11 protein-coding genes are annotated in these 15,968 nt (G+C 69.1%); 3 read left to right on the top strand and 8 right to left on the bottom strand.

Translation table 11 applies throughout. The features are described 5' to 3' along the window. Positions 1-11 precede the first annotated feature (11 nt). From L3V18_RS13070 to trxA, 7 genes are all read right to left on the bottom strand, one after another. A complete protein-coding gene (locus L3V18_RS13070; protein WP_237055585.1) occupies positions 12-1,835 on the bottom strand; it encodes a DUF885 domain-containing protein in 1,824 nt (607 codons plus the stop codon). Between the two features lie 58 nt (positions 1,836-1,893). Next, positions 1,894-3,738, bottom strand: coding sequence for a DUF885 domain-containing protein (locus tag L3V18_RS13065; RefSeq protein WP_343226337.1), 1,845 nt, complete (start codon positions 3,736-3,738; stop codon positions 1,894-1,896). Between the two features lie 175 nt (positions 3,739-3,913). Then, on the bottom strand, positions 3,914-4,684 hold the full coding sequence (locus L3V18_RS13060) for a queuosine precursor transporter (RefSeq protein ID WP_237055717.1): 771 nt from the start codon (positions 4,682-4,684) through the stop codon (positions 3,914-3,916). Further along, positions 4,681-5,358, bottom strand: a complete 678-nt coding sequence (locus L3V18_RS13055; RefSeq protein ID WP_237055584.1) for a DUF502 domain-containing protein — start codon at positions 5,356-5,358, stop codon at positions 4,681-4,683. The genes L3V18_RS13060 and L3V18_RS13055 overlap by 4 nt, the downstream gene beginning before the upstream one ends. A 298-nt stretch (positions 5,359-5,656) precedes the next feature. Then, complete coding sequence (locus tag L3V18_RS13050; RefSeq protein ID WP_237055582.1) at positions 5,657-7,657, bottom strand: bifunctional serine/threonine-protein kinase/formylglycine-generating enzyme family protein; 2,001 nt, start codon at positions 7,655-7,657, stop codon at positions 5,657-5,659. A 215-nt stretch (positions 7,658-7,872) separates the two neighbouring features. After that, positions 7,873-8,328, bottom strand: a complete 456-nt coding sequence (locus L3V18_RS13045; protein WP_237055580.1) for a DUF4442 domain-containing protein — start codon at positions 8,326-8,328, stop codon at positions 7,873-7,875. A gap of 278 nt (positions 8,329-8,606) precedes the next feature. Further along, entirely contained in the window at positions 8,607-9,497 is an 891-nt protein-coding gene (trxA, locus tag L3V18_RS13040; RefSeq protein ID WP_237055577.1) for a thioredoxin, read from the bottom strand. A gap of 103 nt (positions 9,498-9,600) precedes the next feature. On the opposite strand from trxA, the gene L3V18_RS13035 reads away from it, so the two are divergent. Continuing rightward, entirely contained in the window at positions 9,601-10,251 is a 651-nt protein-coding gene (locus L3V18_RS13035) for a DUF998 domain-containing protein (protein ID WP_237055575.1), read from the top strand. A gap of 88 nt (positions 10,252-10,339) precedes the next feature. On the opposite strand, the gene L3V18_RS13030 is transcribed toward L3V18_RS13035, so the two are convergent. Then, positions 10,340-11,665, bottom strand: coding sequence for a metal-dependent hydrolase family protein (locus L3V18_RS13030; RefSeq protein ID WP_237055572.1), 1,326 nt, complete (start codon positions 11,663-11,665; stop codon positions 10,340-10,342). Positions 11,666-11,902: 237 nt separating this feature from the next. On the opposite strand from L3V18_RS13030, the gene L3V18_RS13025 reads away from it, so the two are divergent. After that, positions 11,903-13,003 carry a class I SAM-dependent methyltransferase gene (locus L3V18_RS13025; protein ID WP_237055570.1) on the top strand — a complete coding sequence of 367 codons (1,101 nt, stop codon included), beginning with the start codon at positions 11,903-11,905 and terminating at the stop codon, positions 13,001-13,003. Between the two features lie 98 nt (positions 13,004-13,101). After that, positions 13,102-15,879 (top strand): leucine--tRNA ligase, encoded by a 2,778-nt coding sequence (leuS, locus tag L3V18_RS13020; RefSeq protein ID WP_237055568.1) that lies wholly within the window; start codon positions 13,102-13,104, stop codon positions 15,877-15,879. Positions 15,880-15,968 lie beyond the last annotated feature (89 nt).

Raw genomic sequence — 15,968 nt, 5'->3', positions numbered from 1 at the left:
AGCGGATGCGTTCAGCTTTGTTGAGAGGCGATCCAGCGGTCGATCTTGGCTTCCAGCACGTCCAGCGGCACCGAGCCGTCCTTCAGCACCTCGGCGTGGAATGCGCGGACGTCGAAGCCGTCGCCCAGCGCCTTCTCGGCCCGCGCGCGCAGTTCCTTGATCTTCAGCTCGCCGATCTTGTAGGCCAGCGCCTGGCCCGGCCACGCGATGTAGCGTTCGGCCTCGGCGGTGGCCTGGGTCTCGCTCTCGGCCGAGTTCTCGCGCATGTAGTCGATCACCTGCTCGCGGGTCCAGCCCTTGCTGTGCAGGCCGGTGTCGGTGACCAGGCGGATCGCGCGCCACAGCTCGTTCTGCAGGTAACCGAAATGGTTGTAGGGATCGGTGTAGACACCCAGGTCCTTGCCCAGCGACTCGGCGTACAGGCCCCAGCCCTCGATGAACGCGGTCTCGCCGCCGAAGCGGCGGAACGCCGGTACATCCTCCAGTTCCTGCTGCAGCGCGAGCTGGAAGTGATGGCCGGGAATCGCCTCGTGCAGGAACAGGTCCTCGGCATCCCAGGTCTTGCGGGTCGGCAGGTCATAGGTGTTGACGTAGAAGATGCCGGGGCGGCTGCCGTCCTCGCTGGGTGGCATGTACGAGCCGCCGGCGGCGGACTGGGCGCGGAACGGCTCGACCGGACGGATCTCGAACGGCGCCTTCGGCGTCAGCGAGAACAGCTCCGGCACCTTTTGATTGATCTTGTCCTCGAGCCCGCGGTAGTAGGCGAGCAGGGCGTCCTCGCTCTCGAAGCTGAAGCGCGGGTCGGTCTGCATGAACTTGAAGAAGTCCTGCAGCGAACCCTCGAAGCCGACCTCGGCCATCACCTTGCGGATCTCGCCGTGGATGCGCGCGACTTCGTCCAGGCCGATCTGGTGGATCTGCGCCGGGGTCAGGTCGCTGCTGGTGCTCTGGCGGGCGTTGAACGCGTACCAGGTCTGGCCTTCCGGCAACTGGTCGAGGCCGACGCTGTCGCGGGTCGCGGGCAGGTACTCGTCGTTGATGAATGCACGCAGCTCGCGGTAGGCCGGCATCAGCTGGTCGGCGATCAGGCTGCGATAGGCCTCGGTCAGCCGCTGCCTGTCGGCATCGGAGAAGTCCTCCGGGAAGTTCCTGACCGGTCCCCAGAACAGCGTGTCCTCGGGCTTGTCCTTGATCAGCGCGTCCAGCTGCGGCACGACTTTCTCCATCAACGCGCGCGGCTGCACCACGCCGGCCTCGATGCCTTCGCGCATGTTGGCGATCTCGGTATCGAACAGTACCGGCATGCGTCCGGCGCGCTTGAGCCAGTCCTCGTAGTCCTTGACGGTCTTGAACGGCTGCAGGCTGGTGCCGGAGCCGAACTGGGCCGCGTAGGAGGCCAGGCTGCCCATCTGGTTGACCGGCATCATCCAGCCCGGGAACTTGAAGCCTTCGAGCGTTTCGCGAGCGTCGGCGACGAAGATCTCGTAGTTCAGCAGGTCCTGGCCCTGCAGCCCCTCGCTGCCGACCGCCTCGACCCTGGCCAGCCAATCACGGGTGAACTGTTCGGAACGCTCGCGATACTCGGCCGAGCCCATGTCGGGCAGCTCGGCGTTGTAGCGCGGGTCGCCCTGGAACGTCGCCATGATCGGGTTGAGTTCGAGGAAGGCTTCCCAGTAGTCGGCATAGATCCTGTCGAGCTGTTCGGCGCGGGCCGCGGCGTCCTGGGCGGTGGCTGCCGGTTTGGCGGTGTCGTTGCCGGCCGGCTGGCTGCAGCCCGACAGGGTGGTGAGCGCCGCGGCGACCGCGGCGGCGAGCAGGATGGGGCGAAGCGTCACGTGGACCTCCAGGGGGTGGGGCGGCCGATGGACAGCGGCCGCGTGGAACAGTCGCGGATCAGTCGCCTTGAGCGGCGATCCAGCGGTCGATCTTGGCTTCCAGCACGTCCAGCGGCACCGAGCCGTCCTTCAGCACCTCGGCGTGGAACGCGCGGACGTCGAAGCCGTCGCCCAGGGCCTTCTCGGCCCGCGCGCGCAGTTCCTTGATCTTCAGTTCGCCGATCTTGTAGGCCAGCGCCTGGCCCGGGATCGCCATGTAGCGTTCGGCCTCGGCGGTGGCCTGGGTCTCGCTCTCGGCCGAGTTCTCCAGCATGTAGTCGATGACCTGTTCGCGGGTCCAGCCCTTGCTGTGCAGGCCGGTGTCGACCACCAGGCGGATCGCGCGCCACAGCTCGTTCTGCAGGTAGCCGAAATGGTTGTACGGATCGGTGTAGACACCCAGATCCTTTCCAAGCGATTCGGCGTACAGGCCCCAGCCCTCGGAGAACGCGGTCTCGCCGCCGAAACGGCGGAACTTCGGCAGCCCGGTCAGCTCCTGCTGCAGCGCGAGCTGGAAGTGATGGCCGGGAATCGCCTCGTGCAGGAACAGGTCCTCGGCATCCCAGGTCTTGCGGGTCGGCAGGTCGTAGGTGTTGACGTAGAAGATGCCGGGGCGACTGCCGTCCTCGCTCGGACGCATGTACGAGCCGCCGGCGGCGGACTGGGCGCGGAACGGCTCGACCGGACGGATCTCGAACGGCGCCTTCGGCGTCAGCGAGAACAGCTCGGGCACCTTGTGATTGATCTTGTCCTCGAGCCCGCGGTAGTAGGCGAGCAGGGCGTCCTCGCTCTCGAAGCTGAAGCGCGGATCGGTCTGCATGAACCTGAAGAAATCCTGCAGCGAACCCTCGAAGCCGACCTCGGCCATCACCTTGCGGATCTCGCCGTGGATGCGCGCGACCTCGTCCAGGCCGATCTGGTGGATCCGCGCCGGACTCAGATCGGTGGTGGTGGACGCACGCACCCGATACGCGTACCACGCATCGCCGCCGGGCAGCGCGTCCATGCCGGCACTGGCGCGGGTATGCGGCATGTATTCGTCGACGATGTATGCGCGCAGCTTGCGGTAGGCCGGCATCAACTGGTTGGCGATCAGGCTGCGATAGGCCTCGGTCAGCCGCTGCCTGTCGGTGTCGGAGAAGTCCTCCGGGAAGTTCCTGACCGGTCCCCAGAACAGCGTGTCCTCGGGCTTGTCCTTGATCAGCGCGTCCAGCTGCGGGACGACCTTCTCCATCAACGCACGCGGCTGCACGACGCCGTTCTCGACGCCGGTCTTCATGTTCGCGATCGCCTGGTCGAACAGTTCCGGCAGTTGCGAGGCACGCTCGACCCAGTCGTCGTAGTCCTCGACCGTCCTGAACGGCTGCGCACCGGTGCCCGATCCCAGCTGCACGGCCATCGAAGCCAGGTTGTAGAACTGGTTGATCGGCTGCTGCCAGCCGGGGAACCGCTCGCCCTCCAGCTCCATCCGCGCGTCGCGCACGAAGATCTGGTAGCTGAGCAGGTCCTGGCCGCGCAGCCCGTCGGAGCCGACGTCCTCGATCGTCTTCAGCCAGCGCAGCGTGAAGTCGTGGGACTTCTGGCGGAACGCTTCGGACAGGAAGTTCGGCAGGCGATCGTTGTAGCGCGGATCGCCCTGGAAGGTGGCGGCCAGCGGGTTCATCTCCAGCATCTCTTCCCAGTACTGCTCGTACAACGCGTCGAGTTTCGCGGCCTTGGCGTTGTCGGATGCCGTCGCGGCGGCTGACGGCAAGACCTCCGGCGGCTGCGCGGATGCGCCGGGCGAGGTGGCGAGGCCGGCGAAGGCGACGGTCAGCGCCATTGCGGCGGCCAGCGGGGTCCGGGCGAGGCTGGAACGGATCATCATGGGCTCCTGTGATGGCGCGACAGGCGGGTCGGCGGCGGTCGCTCGTGCGGCGCCGGATCGGGGCGTGCGACCGGGGCAATGACCCAGCATCATCGCTGCCATCGGGGCGGGCATGGGCCTTTGGTCATGCCGAAGGCCCCGGCGCAGGCAGTTGGAGACCTCGGACAGCCTCTCAGGCACCGGCCTCGGCACGCAGCAGTGCGGCCCGTTCGGGCCCGAGATAGCGGGTTATACCCGCCCTCAGCAGGTAGATCAGCGGAATCATCGCGAAGGCGGCGAGCATCTTGTAGCCGTAGTTGACCGTGCTGACCGCCAGAAACAGCGAGGCCGGCCACTTCTGCGGCCCGAGCACGAAGGCGATGTAGAGCACAACGAAACTGTCGACCAGTTGCGACACCGCGGTCGATCCGGTCGCACGCAGCCACACCCAGCGTTCGCCGGTCGCGCGGCGGATGCGGTGGAACACCGCCACGTCGATCAGCTGGCCGAGCAGGAACGCGACCAGCGAACCTGCGATCGTCCACAGGCCCTGGCCGAACACCGCCGCGAACGCGGCCTGGTAATCGGGTACGCCCTGATCGGCGGCGGCGCCGACCCACCAGCCGGCCGGGGCCAGCGAAATCGCCGCGAACGCGAACATGAAGCCGTAGCAGATCAGTCCCGCCGCGAGCCAGGAGATGTAGCGCACGCCACGCTGGCCGAAGAATTCGTTGATGACGTCGGTCATCAGGAACACGATGGGCCACAGCAGCGTGCCTGCGGTGAAACTCAGCGAGCCGCTCTGGCCGAACAGGTTCCACTGCAGCGGGGCGATCCCGAGGGTGTCCTCGAGCGCGAAGATCTTGACCCCGATGAACTCGGCCAGCACCGCGTTGACGCAGAAGAACACCGCCAGGGCGATGAACAGCCGGGTGGCGCGGTCCTCCAGCAGCGGCCGGCTCAGCGCGATGCGCCGTCCTCCGGGACCGCTTCGGCGGGGGGGCTGAACGGGATGCTTTCCGGCGACACCGCGCCGCCTGAGATGATGAAGCTCATCGCCTGGTCGACGCTCCAGTCGGTCGGGGTGATCTTCTCGACCGGGACGATTTCCAGATAGCCGGAAGTCGGATTGGGCGTCGTCGGCACGTAGACCGCCGCCAGTTCGCGCCCGCTGCCCTGTTCCTTCAGCACCCGGGTCACGAAACCGATCGACTTCATCTCCGTATGCGGGAAGTCGACCAGCACCACCCGCTGGGTGCCGTCGGGCTTGGTCTGCAGGATGTCGAGGAGCTTGCGCGCGCTGCCGTAGATCGTGCTCGCGAACGGGATGCGCTCGATCAGCGATTCCAGCCAGCGCAGCATCCGCTGGCCGAACACGCGGCGCGCCATCACTCCCGACAACAGGATCACCCCGAGCGTCGCCAGCAACGCGAGGGCGGTCTGCAGCCAGGGATCGTCGACCCAGCCCAGCGTCCGTGGCGCGCTGGCGGCGAGCTGTCCGAGCAGCGGCGCGACGAAGGGTTTGCTGATGTCGGTCAGCAGCACGAACACGAACTTGACCACCACCCATGTCAGCCACAGCGGGAACAGGGTCAGCAGGCCGGTAAGGAACAGCCGTTGCAGGGAATGGACGCGCATCCGCGGATTGTACGGGGCGGCCCGCAGCGGAACGAGGGGCAGTGTGGTGCGGCGACAACGGCGACGGCCGTGCCGATCGGCCCGCGCAGCCGGAGACGGAGAGTGCGACCGCGCAGGCGCCGGGCGTGCTCCGGATGGCGCCTTCTCTCCGGGCCGCCGCCGGGCGACGAGGGTGCGGTGGCTGTTGCGTCTTCTGTTTTTTGTCGAGGACCTGAAGGGCAACGGCAACAACGTTCCCACGCCCCGGTCCTCACCCCGCGATGAAGCCGTTGGAGAGAGGGAACGGATCGAGGGGTTCCTAGTCCTCGCGGATCAGGCGGAAGCCAACGTCGTCGAAGCCGCGCGACGACTGCAGCAGGCGATCGTCGTCGTTGCTGCGCCATGAGCGGCCGCTGACCCGGCGCCTGTTGCAGTCCTGGGCGCAGTCGCGCTGCCACAGCGACAGCTCGCGGCCGCTGACGACGGCCGCGGTCTCGCGCGATTCCGCCAGCGTCGGCACCCGGTACCGGTGCCCCGTCTGCTGGCTCAACCACAGCGCATAGGCCTCGGCGTCGATCATCGAGACGCAGACCACCGGCGAATTGCCGTTCTGGTCGAACCCCGGCGAACGGTAGTCGCGGGGAGCCAGCACGCGCAGCAGGGAGCCGCGTTCGCGGCACAGGCTCGGCTTGCGGCCGGTGGCCTCGGCGAAGCGGGTGTAGTCGGCGACCGTGACCGGTCTGCGCTGCAGATGCGGTTCGGCGATACCGGTGGCCCCGCCCTCCGGCTCCGCGGCCGCTGCCGGCTGCGCCGACTTCGCATGCGCGGCCAGCCGTGCCGACTCGGCGGCCGGCACGCCGAAGTCGGGAGCGAGCGCGGCGATCCTGACCGCCGACGCGCGATCGTTGCCGGCGACCGATGCGTCGACGCGCGCGGTCAGCGCGGCGAGCACCTGGCGCTGCTTCTCCTTCCGCAGCTCCGGAGCGAGCGCTCCGGTCTGGCCGGTCAGGGCATCGAGGTGCCGCTGGTAATCGCCCGCGCGGCCGAAGCGACCGTCGCGCAGGTTGGCGATCAACTCGGCGGTCAGCGCCTGCGACAGCTCGCCGGCCAGCGCCTGGACGTTGGCATTCGCCGGCTCCAGCCGCGAGGCCTCGATCACGCTGGCCAGCGCGTTGTCGCCGTCCGGCGCGGTCAGGTTGCGCTGGTCCAGCTGCCGCCGCGCGTTTTCCAGCGTGGCCTGCAGCGGCGCCTCGGGCAACGGGCGCAGCATCGACGCGGTCGGGTCGACCACCTCGACCGGTGCGGTGGCCTCCGGCGAGGCCGTGAAGAATCCTTCGTTGTCGCGGCTGCCCAGCCACCAGGCCAGCAGGCCGAGCGCGGGCAGGGCGAGCGCCAGGCCCGCGATCAACGCCGCGTGGCGCGCCAGCGGCGCGCCGATCTGGCGCAGCAGTGACTGCCCCGGCCAACTGCGCCGGGTCTCGATCCGGTCGATCGCCGCCCGCATCTGCGCGACATCCTGGAAGCGCGCCGACGGCGCCTTGGCGAGCGCGCGCTGCATGAACCGCTGCCAGTGGCGGAGACCCAGCGGCAGTTTCGGCACCGGGTCCTGCGCGTGCATCACCGCCATCGACAGCGCGTCGGCGGCACGATACGGGAGCTCGCCGGTCAGCATTTCCCAGATCAGCACCGCGAGGCTGTAGAGATCGGCGCGGCCGTCGACCTCCTCGCCACGCGCCTGTTCCGGCGCCATGTAGGCGGTGCTGCCGACCGCCAGCCCGGTCGCGGTGACGCGCGGGCCGTAGCCGCGGCGCAGGGCGATGCCGAAGTCCGCCAGCAGCGGCCGGTCGACATCGTCGAACAGCACGTTCTCGGCCTTGACGTCGCGATGCACCACGCCGTTGCCGTGCGCGTATTCGAGCGCCGACAGCAGCGCCCGCACGATCGCGATCACCCGGCTCTCGTCGCCGACGGCCACCTGCTTGCGGAAGCTGCGCTGGCCGAGATGGCCGCGCGGCATGTACGGCATAGCGTAGTAGGGCAGGCCGCTGTGGGTGCGGCCGACCTCGTGGATGCCGACCACGTGAGGATGCTCGAGCCGGGCGATGGTGCGGACTTCGTTCTCGAAGCGGCGCCGGCTGACCTCGTCGCCGAGCGCGTGCGGCATCATCACCTTGATCGCGACCTGGCGGGACAGCGAGGTCTGCTCGCCCAGATACACGGTCGACGCCGAGCCATGATTGAGCACGCGGATCAGCCGGTACCCGTCGATCTCCGGAAACGGTACAGAACCGATGTCGTTGCTGGACGCGTATGAAGCCATTGCCCGCCCCCTGTTGCGGACCCCAGAGAATACCGTCATCGGATGGCAGGGGAAGGCGCAGCGACCGCCGGAGAGCCGTTCCCGACGGGTGCGAACGGCCAAACTGCGATGCCGGTCAAGCTGGCCGGCAGGGAGCGGGCATCCGGGTTGATGACGGATGACGGACTGCCCGGCGGAACCGGCGCAGGCAGCGGAATGGAAAGAGAGCGGCGCGTTCAGCCTGTCCGTTCGCGCTTGCGACGCACGTACAGCTGCTTGCGGACGCGGGCAACCACTTCGCCGTCGTCGTCGATCACGTCGGTATCGAACCAGCGCAGCGTCTTGTCGCCCTCGGCGGTGGCGGCGCGCAGTTCGTCGAGTACGGCATCGTTCAGCTCGAAGCGCGCCCGCACGTGGCTGCGTCCCGGTTTCACGAACTCGATTGTGCCGGCCTTGTCCCAGACGATGTAGTCGCGCCCGAGGGCGTTCATCACCAGCAGCATCCAGAACGGATCGGTCATCGCGAACAGGCTGCCGCCGAAATGGGTGCCGACGTAATTGCGGTTCCACGGGCGCAGTCGCAGTTCGACCTCGGCATGGCGATAGTCGTCGTCGATCGCGACGACGTGGACGCCGCTGAAGAGGAATGGCGGCCAGAAGTTCAGGACCCGGCGCAGGGTGCTGGCTTTCATGCGGGGCGGAGGTGACGGGGGGAGTGCCAGATTGCCATACGCATGCGTATTGTCAAAGACGGCGTTTGCCCGGGCGAGTGGCACTGCCCGGGCACGACCGTAGGAGCGGCGCCGCGATGGGGCCTGCCCACGAAAGCTTCATCGCGGCTCACGCCGCTCCTGCGAAGCCTTTGCTTCGTAGCCCGGGTATGCGCAGCGCACCCGGGATGAACGCTGCATGCCCCGGGTGGGCCCTGCGGGCCTACCCGGCTACGCTCTGCGAGTACCGAGTCCGGGCCTCAGAACAGCACCGACGACATCTTGCGGCGATATGCGCCGACAAGGGCGGCGTCCTCGATCACCCGGAACGCGTCGATCAGCGCCTTGCGCGGCAGTCCGTCCTCGAAATCGCGATCGCGCCGCAGCATCTCCAGGAACTGTGCCAGTGCGGCCTCGCTTTCCCCGCCGACCAGCCGGTGCGTGCCGAGCAGATGGCGCGCGCGCAGATCGTCCGGATCGCTGGCGACCGCCGCCTCCAGCACCTCCGGCGCCGGCGCGTCCTTGAGCAGGGCGGCGAAGCCGAGGCGGGCCCGGGCGTTCACGGTGCGGTCGTCGGTGGCCAGGTTGGCCGGCAGGGCGTCGAGCAACTGTTGCGCCTCCGCGGCCGCGCCGGTCTTGAGCAGGGCCAGCGCCAGGTCGAGCTTGAGTTCGTCCCTGTCCGGGGCTGCGGCGATCTCGCCGCGCAGGCGCACGACCTCGGCATGCGGATCGACCGGAGCCGCCGCGGCCTCCGCATCCGCTGCGTCGGTGTCGGCGCCGGCGATCGTGACCGCGGGCTCGATGCCGTGGTGGGCGAAGAACTCGCGCAACTGGCCCTCGGTCAATGCGCCGGGGATCGCGTCGACGACCTGGCCGCCCTTGAGCAGGAACAGGGTCGGGATCGAGCGGACCTGGAACGCGCCGGCCAGCTGCGGCTCCTTGTCGACATCGATCTTCGCCAGCTCGAAAGCGCCGCCGTAGTCCCGGGCGAGCTTTTCCAGCACCGGCCCCAGCGACTTGCAGGGGCCGCACCATTCGGCCCAGAAGTCCACCAGCACCGGCGTCTGCGTCGAGCGTTGCAGGACGGCGGTCTCGAAGGTGTCGGTGGTGACGTCGAAGACGTGGGCGGGCGGAGCGGTTTCGGCTGTCATCGGCGGGCTCGCGGCATGGCGGGGTTGTCTGCTCAGATGGGGCCGGGCAGCGGCGATGCAAGCAGCCGATGGCATCGCGGCGGTTCCGGGCTAGCATGCCGGGATGGGGACAAGACTCGCCTATTGGCTCTCATGGGCGCCGGTCGCGGCTGCGGCGGCATTCGTACTGACCGCGCTGGCCGGAGGCCTCGCCGTCGACGGCTACTCGCATGCGCGTCATCCGCTGGCTCTGCTGGGCGCGCGCGGCGTGCCCGGCTCCGACACCTTCAACCTGCTGGGCTGGGGCGTGCCCGGCCTGTTGCTGGCGATGCAGGCGGTGATGCTGCGCGAGTGCCTGCCCGGAAAGGGGAACTTCGTCGCACGGCTCGGGGCCTGGTCGCTGGCGCTGTCGGCGCTCGCGTTCGCGGCACAGGGCCTGTGGCCACTGGACGCGGCCGATCTCGAGGGCGTCGGCAGCCGCCGCCATGCGTTGGCCTGGATGCTGTGGTGGGTCGCCTATCCGGCTGCGGCGGCGCTGCTGGCACCGGCCCTGCTGCGGCAGGCGGGCCAGCGCCGGGCGGGTGCCTGGCTGCTGCTTTCGGCGCTGGCGGTGCTTGCGTGCGTGTTGTCCGCGCGGGCCGGATGGTGGCCGGCGCCCGGCGGACGGCTGGCGATCGCCGCCTGGTTCGCCGGTCATCTCGCCTGCGGTGCATTGATGCGGCGCAGCCCGGAAATCGCGCCCGCGCAAGCCTTTTGGGAGCCGCCGCCGCGATGAGCATGGGCTTCGCGGCGAGCGGAGCCGGCCGCGCCGGCCGTCACGGGAAAACCCGGTTCGAGACGGGTGCCGCTCCTGCGATGAAGGATCAGGGCTGCCGGTAGACCACGCCGTCCTTCATCACGAAGTCCACGCCCATCACCGCGTCGATGTCCTCGACCGGATTGCCCGGCATCGCGATCACGTCGGCGCGCTTGCCGGGCTCCAGCACACCCTGGTCGTCGACCCCGAGCACCTCGGCGGCATGGATCGTCGCCGACTGCAGCGCCGCCGCCGCCGGAATACCGGCTTCGACCATGTAGACGAACTCGCGGGCGTTGTCGCCGTGCGGCCCGACGCCCATGTCGGTGCCGAAGGCGATCTTCACGCCGTTGCGATGGGCGCGGGCGGCGGTGTCCTGGATCAGCGCACCGATCCGAGCCGCCTTCGGACGCACCACTTCCGGGAAATAGCCGTCGACCTTGGCCTTGTCGGCGACGAAGCGCCCGGCGTAGATCGTCGGCACGTACCAGGTGCCCTTCTGCTTCATCAGCGCCATCACCCGCTCGCTCATGTAGGTGCCGTGCTCGATGCTGGTCACGCCGCCCTCGATCGCGCGGTACATGCCTTCCTCGCCATGTGCGTGGGCGGCGACACGGTAGCCGTAGTCCTGCGCGGTCTCGACCACGGCGCGGACCTCGTCGACGGTGAACTGCGGCGCATCGCCGGACTTCGCGTACGACAGCACCCCGCCGGTGGCGGTGATCTTGATCACGTCGCTGCCGTCCTTGTAACGCTGGCGCACCGCCTGGCGTGCGTCGTCGAGCGAGTTGATCACGCCCTCGGTCGGGCCGGGCGGGCCGATCAGGTGCGACAGCGCGTCGTTGTAGCCGTTGGTCGGATCGGCATGGCCGCCTGTGGTCGCGATCGACTTGCCCGCGGCCCAGATCCGCGGCCCCTCGACCAGGCCCTGGTTGATCGCATCGCGCAGGTGCGGGGCGACCTCGCCGCCGAGGTCGCGGACGCTGGTGAAACCGGCCATCAGGGTCTTGCGCGCATAGCCGACCGAGCGGTAGGCGAAGTCGACCGGATCCAGGCGGAAGCCCTCCGAATAGCTCTGCGGGCTCGACTGGCTGGCCATGTGCACATGCAGGTCGGTCCAGCCGGGGCTGCAGGTGCGGTCGCGCAGGTCGACCGATGCCACCCCGAGCACATCGGCATTGCCGCCGCTGATCATCTGTTCGATCCGGCCGTTGCGCACCAGCAGGGTGTGCGGCCCGAGCACCTCGCCGCTGCGCGCGTCGAACAGGCGACCGCAGTGCAGGGCGATCGGCTCGCCATCCCCCATCGCGCCATTGGTAGCGGGCGTCTGTGCGACGGCGGGCAACGGAGCGGCCAGGGTGGCGGAGAGGGTGGCAAGGGCAAGCACGCGCATGGGCAGGTATCCCGAGAGTCGATGGCAGGCTGAAGGGTCCGGCTTCCCCTGGGCGGCGGCTCCATGGAGCCGGAGTATCCGTGGAACCGCTCCGCGCATCGCGCGGCGGGCGCCCATTGCCGGGGCGTGGCCCGAGCCTACCCGAGCGGTCGGAGCCGGGCATAGGCCGGTCGCCATGGTGCGACACCCGACCTCGTCCATGGTGGCCGGCGACGGGGACCGCGTACCCTTGCCGGCATGGACCGATTCCCGCCCCCTGCGAATGCCGGCACCGACGCACTCGACCATGCCCGTCGCGAATGGCTGGCCGGCCTGGCTGCGGCGCACCGGGAGGCGCCGTCGGCGCGGACCGCGCTGGAACTGGCACAGGGCTGCTGGCGCTGCGGCGAGTACGCCGACGCCTGGCCCCGCTTCGTCGAGGCGCGCGACCGGGCCCCCGATGCCGCGGGTGCGCACCTGGCATTGCTGCGGGCGGCGTCGATGCTCGGTTTCCGCGAGGACGAGGCCGCGGCGCTGGCATCGGCCCTGCAAGCGCACCCGGACGACCCGCAGATCGTGCTGCACGCGGCGCTGTCCGAGGTGCCGGACGACCTGGAACAGGCGCGGGCGCGGCTCATGCGGGTGGCGAACGAGCCGGCGTGCGCTGGCTACGCGCTGGCGATCGACGTCGTTGCAGGGAGGCAGCCGCCGGACACGATCGAAGCGGTGCTGGCGACGCCCGGCCTGGATCCGGGGCAGCGCGCGCGCTGGGAATCGCTGCGCTGGGCGGCGCGGCACGCGGACGGGCCTGCACGCCACGTCGGCCTGCCGTCGCGGGTGCTGGAGTGTGCGCTCGCGGCGGCGTCGCTCGAAGGCCTGACAATGGAGTGCGGGGTCTATTTCGGCCGGTCGCTGGACATCATCGCCCGTCGCCTTGGGCAGCCGGTGCACGGCTTCGACAGCTTCCAGGGGTTGCCGGAGGCGTGGAAGGCAGGCGAGGGCGCGGGCAGCTACAGTACCGCCGGGCGGCTGCCGAAGGTCGCTGCCAACGTGAGCCTGCATCCGGGGTGGTTCGAACGGAGCCTGCCGCCATTCCTGGACGCCCATCCGGGCCCGGTGCGGCTGCTGCACATCGACTGCGACATCTACAGTTCGACCCGGACCGTGCTGGAGGCGGTCGGTCCACGCCTGCAGGCCGGCAGCGTGATCGTGTTCGACGACATGCTCGGCTACCCGGGCTACGAGACGCACGAACTGCGCGCATTCACCGAGTTCGTCGAGCGGACCGGCCTGCGCTGGGAGCTGCTGGCCGCCTGCCTGCTCGGGCGCGAGGTGGCCGTGCGGATCAGCGGTCACTGACCGGCGGAGCGGTCCTGCCCGGTCTTCCGGCGGCCATGCATGGCGGCCCATGCTGCGCTGCGGTAGGCTTCCCGGTCCCCTGTTGCCAAGCCCGTGCCGTGTCCATCGAAGCCGCCAGCGAGTCCGCCCGCGAACCCCGACCCTACGAACCGCAGCCGATCGAGGACGCCGCCCGGCGCTTCTGGTCGCAGAGCCGCGCGTTCGAGGTCGACGAGGCGTCCGACAAGCCCAAGTACTACTGCCTGTCGATGCTGCCGTATCCGTCCGGCGCGCTGCACATGGGCCACGTGCGCAACTACACCATCAGCGACGTGATCAGCCGCTACAAGCGGATGACCGGCTTCAACGTGCTGCAGCCGATGGGCTGGGACGCGTTCGGCCTGCCGGCCGAGAACGCCGCGATCAAGAACCGCACCGCACCGGCGAAGTGGACCTACGCCAACATCGAGCACATGAAGGCGCAGCTGCAGCAGATGGGCTACGCGATCGACTGGTCGCGCGAGTTCGCGACCTGCCAGCCGGACTATTACGTGCACGAGCAGCGGATGTTCGTGCGGCTGATGAAGCGGGGCCTGGCCTATCGCAGGAACGCGGTGGTCAACTGGGACCCGGTCGACCAGACCGTACTGGCCAATGAGCAGGTGATCGACGGCCGCGGCTGGCGCACAGGCGCGCTGGTCGAGAAGCGCGAGATCCCGCAGTGGTTCCTGAAGATCACCGATTATGCGCAGGAACTGCTCGACGGGCTGGATGCATTGCCGGGCTGGCCGGAAGCGGTCAAGACCATGCAGCGCAACTGGATCGGCCGCAGCGAAGGCCTGGAGATCCGCTTCGACGTCGTCGACGAGGACGGCAACGCGGTCGCGCCGGTCGAGGTCTACACCACGCGTCCGGACACCCTGATGGGCGTCACCTTCGTCTCGATCGCCGCCGAGCATCCGCTCGCGGCCCATGCCGCCGCCGGCAATCCGCAACTGGCCGACTTCATCGCCGAACTGCGCAAGGGCGGCGTCTCCGAGGCCGAGCTCGAGACCCAGGAGAAGCGCGGCATGTACACCGGCCTGCGCGCCGTGCATCCGGTCAGCGGCGAGGAGGTGCCGGTCTATGTCGCCAACTTCGTGCTGATGGGCTACGGCACCGGCGCGGTGATGGCGGTGCCGGGTCACGACCAGCGCGATTGGGAATTCGCCAAGCGCTACCACCTGCCGATCAGGCCGGTGATCGCGTCGACCGTCGTGCGCGACGCGCTGGAGGAGATCGGACGCCACCTCGACAGGCACGACGACGCGATGGCCGCCGCGCTCGGCAACGGCGCCGCGATCGACGTCTACGACACCGCCGCCGCGGTGCAGGTGGTGCAGGACTTCGTGCGCGCGATCGAGGAGGAGGGTGCGTACACCGAACGCGGCTGGCTGGTGAATTCCGGCGAGTTCGACGGGATGGATTTCGACCAGGCGCTGGACGCGCTGGCGACCCGCTTCGAGGCCGAGGGGCGCGGCCGTCGCCGGGTCAACTACCGCCTGCGCGACTGGGGCGTCAGCCGCCAGCGCTACTGGGGCTGCCCGATCCCGGTGATCATCTGCCCGTCCTGCGGCGACGTACCTGTGCCGGAGGCGCAGTTGCCGGTGGTGCTGCCGGAGGACGTCGAGGACGCGTTCGCAACAGCGGGCGTCGTCGCCTCGCCGATCAAGTCCGACCCCGAGTGGCGGAAGACGACCTGTCCACAGTGCGGCGGTCCCGCCGAGCGCGAGACCGACACCTTCGACACCTTCATGGAGTCGAGCTGGTACATGCACCGCTACACCAGTCCGGGTGCGGCGGAGATGGTCGACGCGCGCGCCAACTACTGGATGCCGATCGACCAGTACATCGGCGGGATCGAGCACGCGATCCTGCACCTGCTGTACTTCCGCTTCTACCACAAGCTGATGCGCGACCAGGGTCTCGTCGACAGCGACGAGCCGGTACACAACCTGCTGACCCAGGGCATGGTGATCGCCGACACCTTCTATCGCGAGAATGCCGGCGGTTCGAAGGACTGGTTCAACCCCGCCGACGTCGAGGTCGAGCGCGACGCCCGCGGCCACGTCACCGGCGCCACGCTCAAGGCCGACGGCCGTCCGGTGATGATCGGCGGCACCGAGAAAATGTCGAAGTCGAAGAACAACGGCGTCGACCCGCGCGAGATGGTCGGCAGGTTCGGCGCCGACACCGTGCGCCTGTTCTCGATGTTCGCCGCGCCGCCGGAACAGTCGCTGGAGTGGAACGAGGCCGGCGTCGAGGGCATGGCGCGGTTCCTGCGCCGGTTCTGGAGCGCGGTCACCACCCATGCCGCGCAGCCGGACCATCCCGAGGTCGACGCGACGCAGTTGGACGCCGCGCAGAAGACCATGCGCCGCCAGTTGCACGAGACCATCCAGAAGGTCGGCGACGACTACGGCCGCCGCCACAGTTTCAACACCGCGATCGCCGCGCTGATGGAGCTGCTCAACCACGTGTCGAAGTTCAACGACATGAGCGACCAGGGCCGCGCCGTCCGCCACGAGGCGCTGCAGGCGATGGCGCTGATGCTCAACCCGGTCACTCCGCACGTCAGTCACGCGTTGTGGCAGGTGTTGGGACATCCGGAGACCCTGCTGGAGGACGTGCCGTTCCCGGCGGTCGATCCTGCCGCGCTGGTGCGCGATTCGGTGAAGCTGGCGGTGCAGGTCAACGGCAAGCTGCGCGGCACCATCGAGGTGCCGGTCAACGTGTCGAAGGAGGACGCCGAGAGGATCGCGCTGGCCGAGCCGAACGTCGCCCAGTACGTCGAGGGCCTGAGCATCCGCAAGGTGATCGTCGTGCCGGGGAAGATCGTCAACATCGTCGCGAACTGACCGCAAGCAGGAGTTTTCATGGACGAAACTCCGCCGCTCTCCAGCGGGGACCTGATCGGCCGTCTTGTCTGCCCGGCCGGCAGGGGCGC

Origin of the sequence: Marilutibacter chinensis, assembly GCF_021725675.1 — a bacterium.
GTDB classification, from domain to species: domain Bacteria; phylum Pseudomonadota; class Gammaproteobacteria; order Xanthomonadales; family Xanthomonadaceae; genus Marilutibacter; species Marilutibacter chinensis.
The sequence above is the reverse complement of the archived record's forward strand: the minus strand, read 5'-3'. Positions and strand labels throughout refer to the sequence as shown.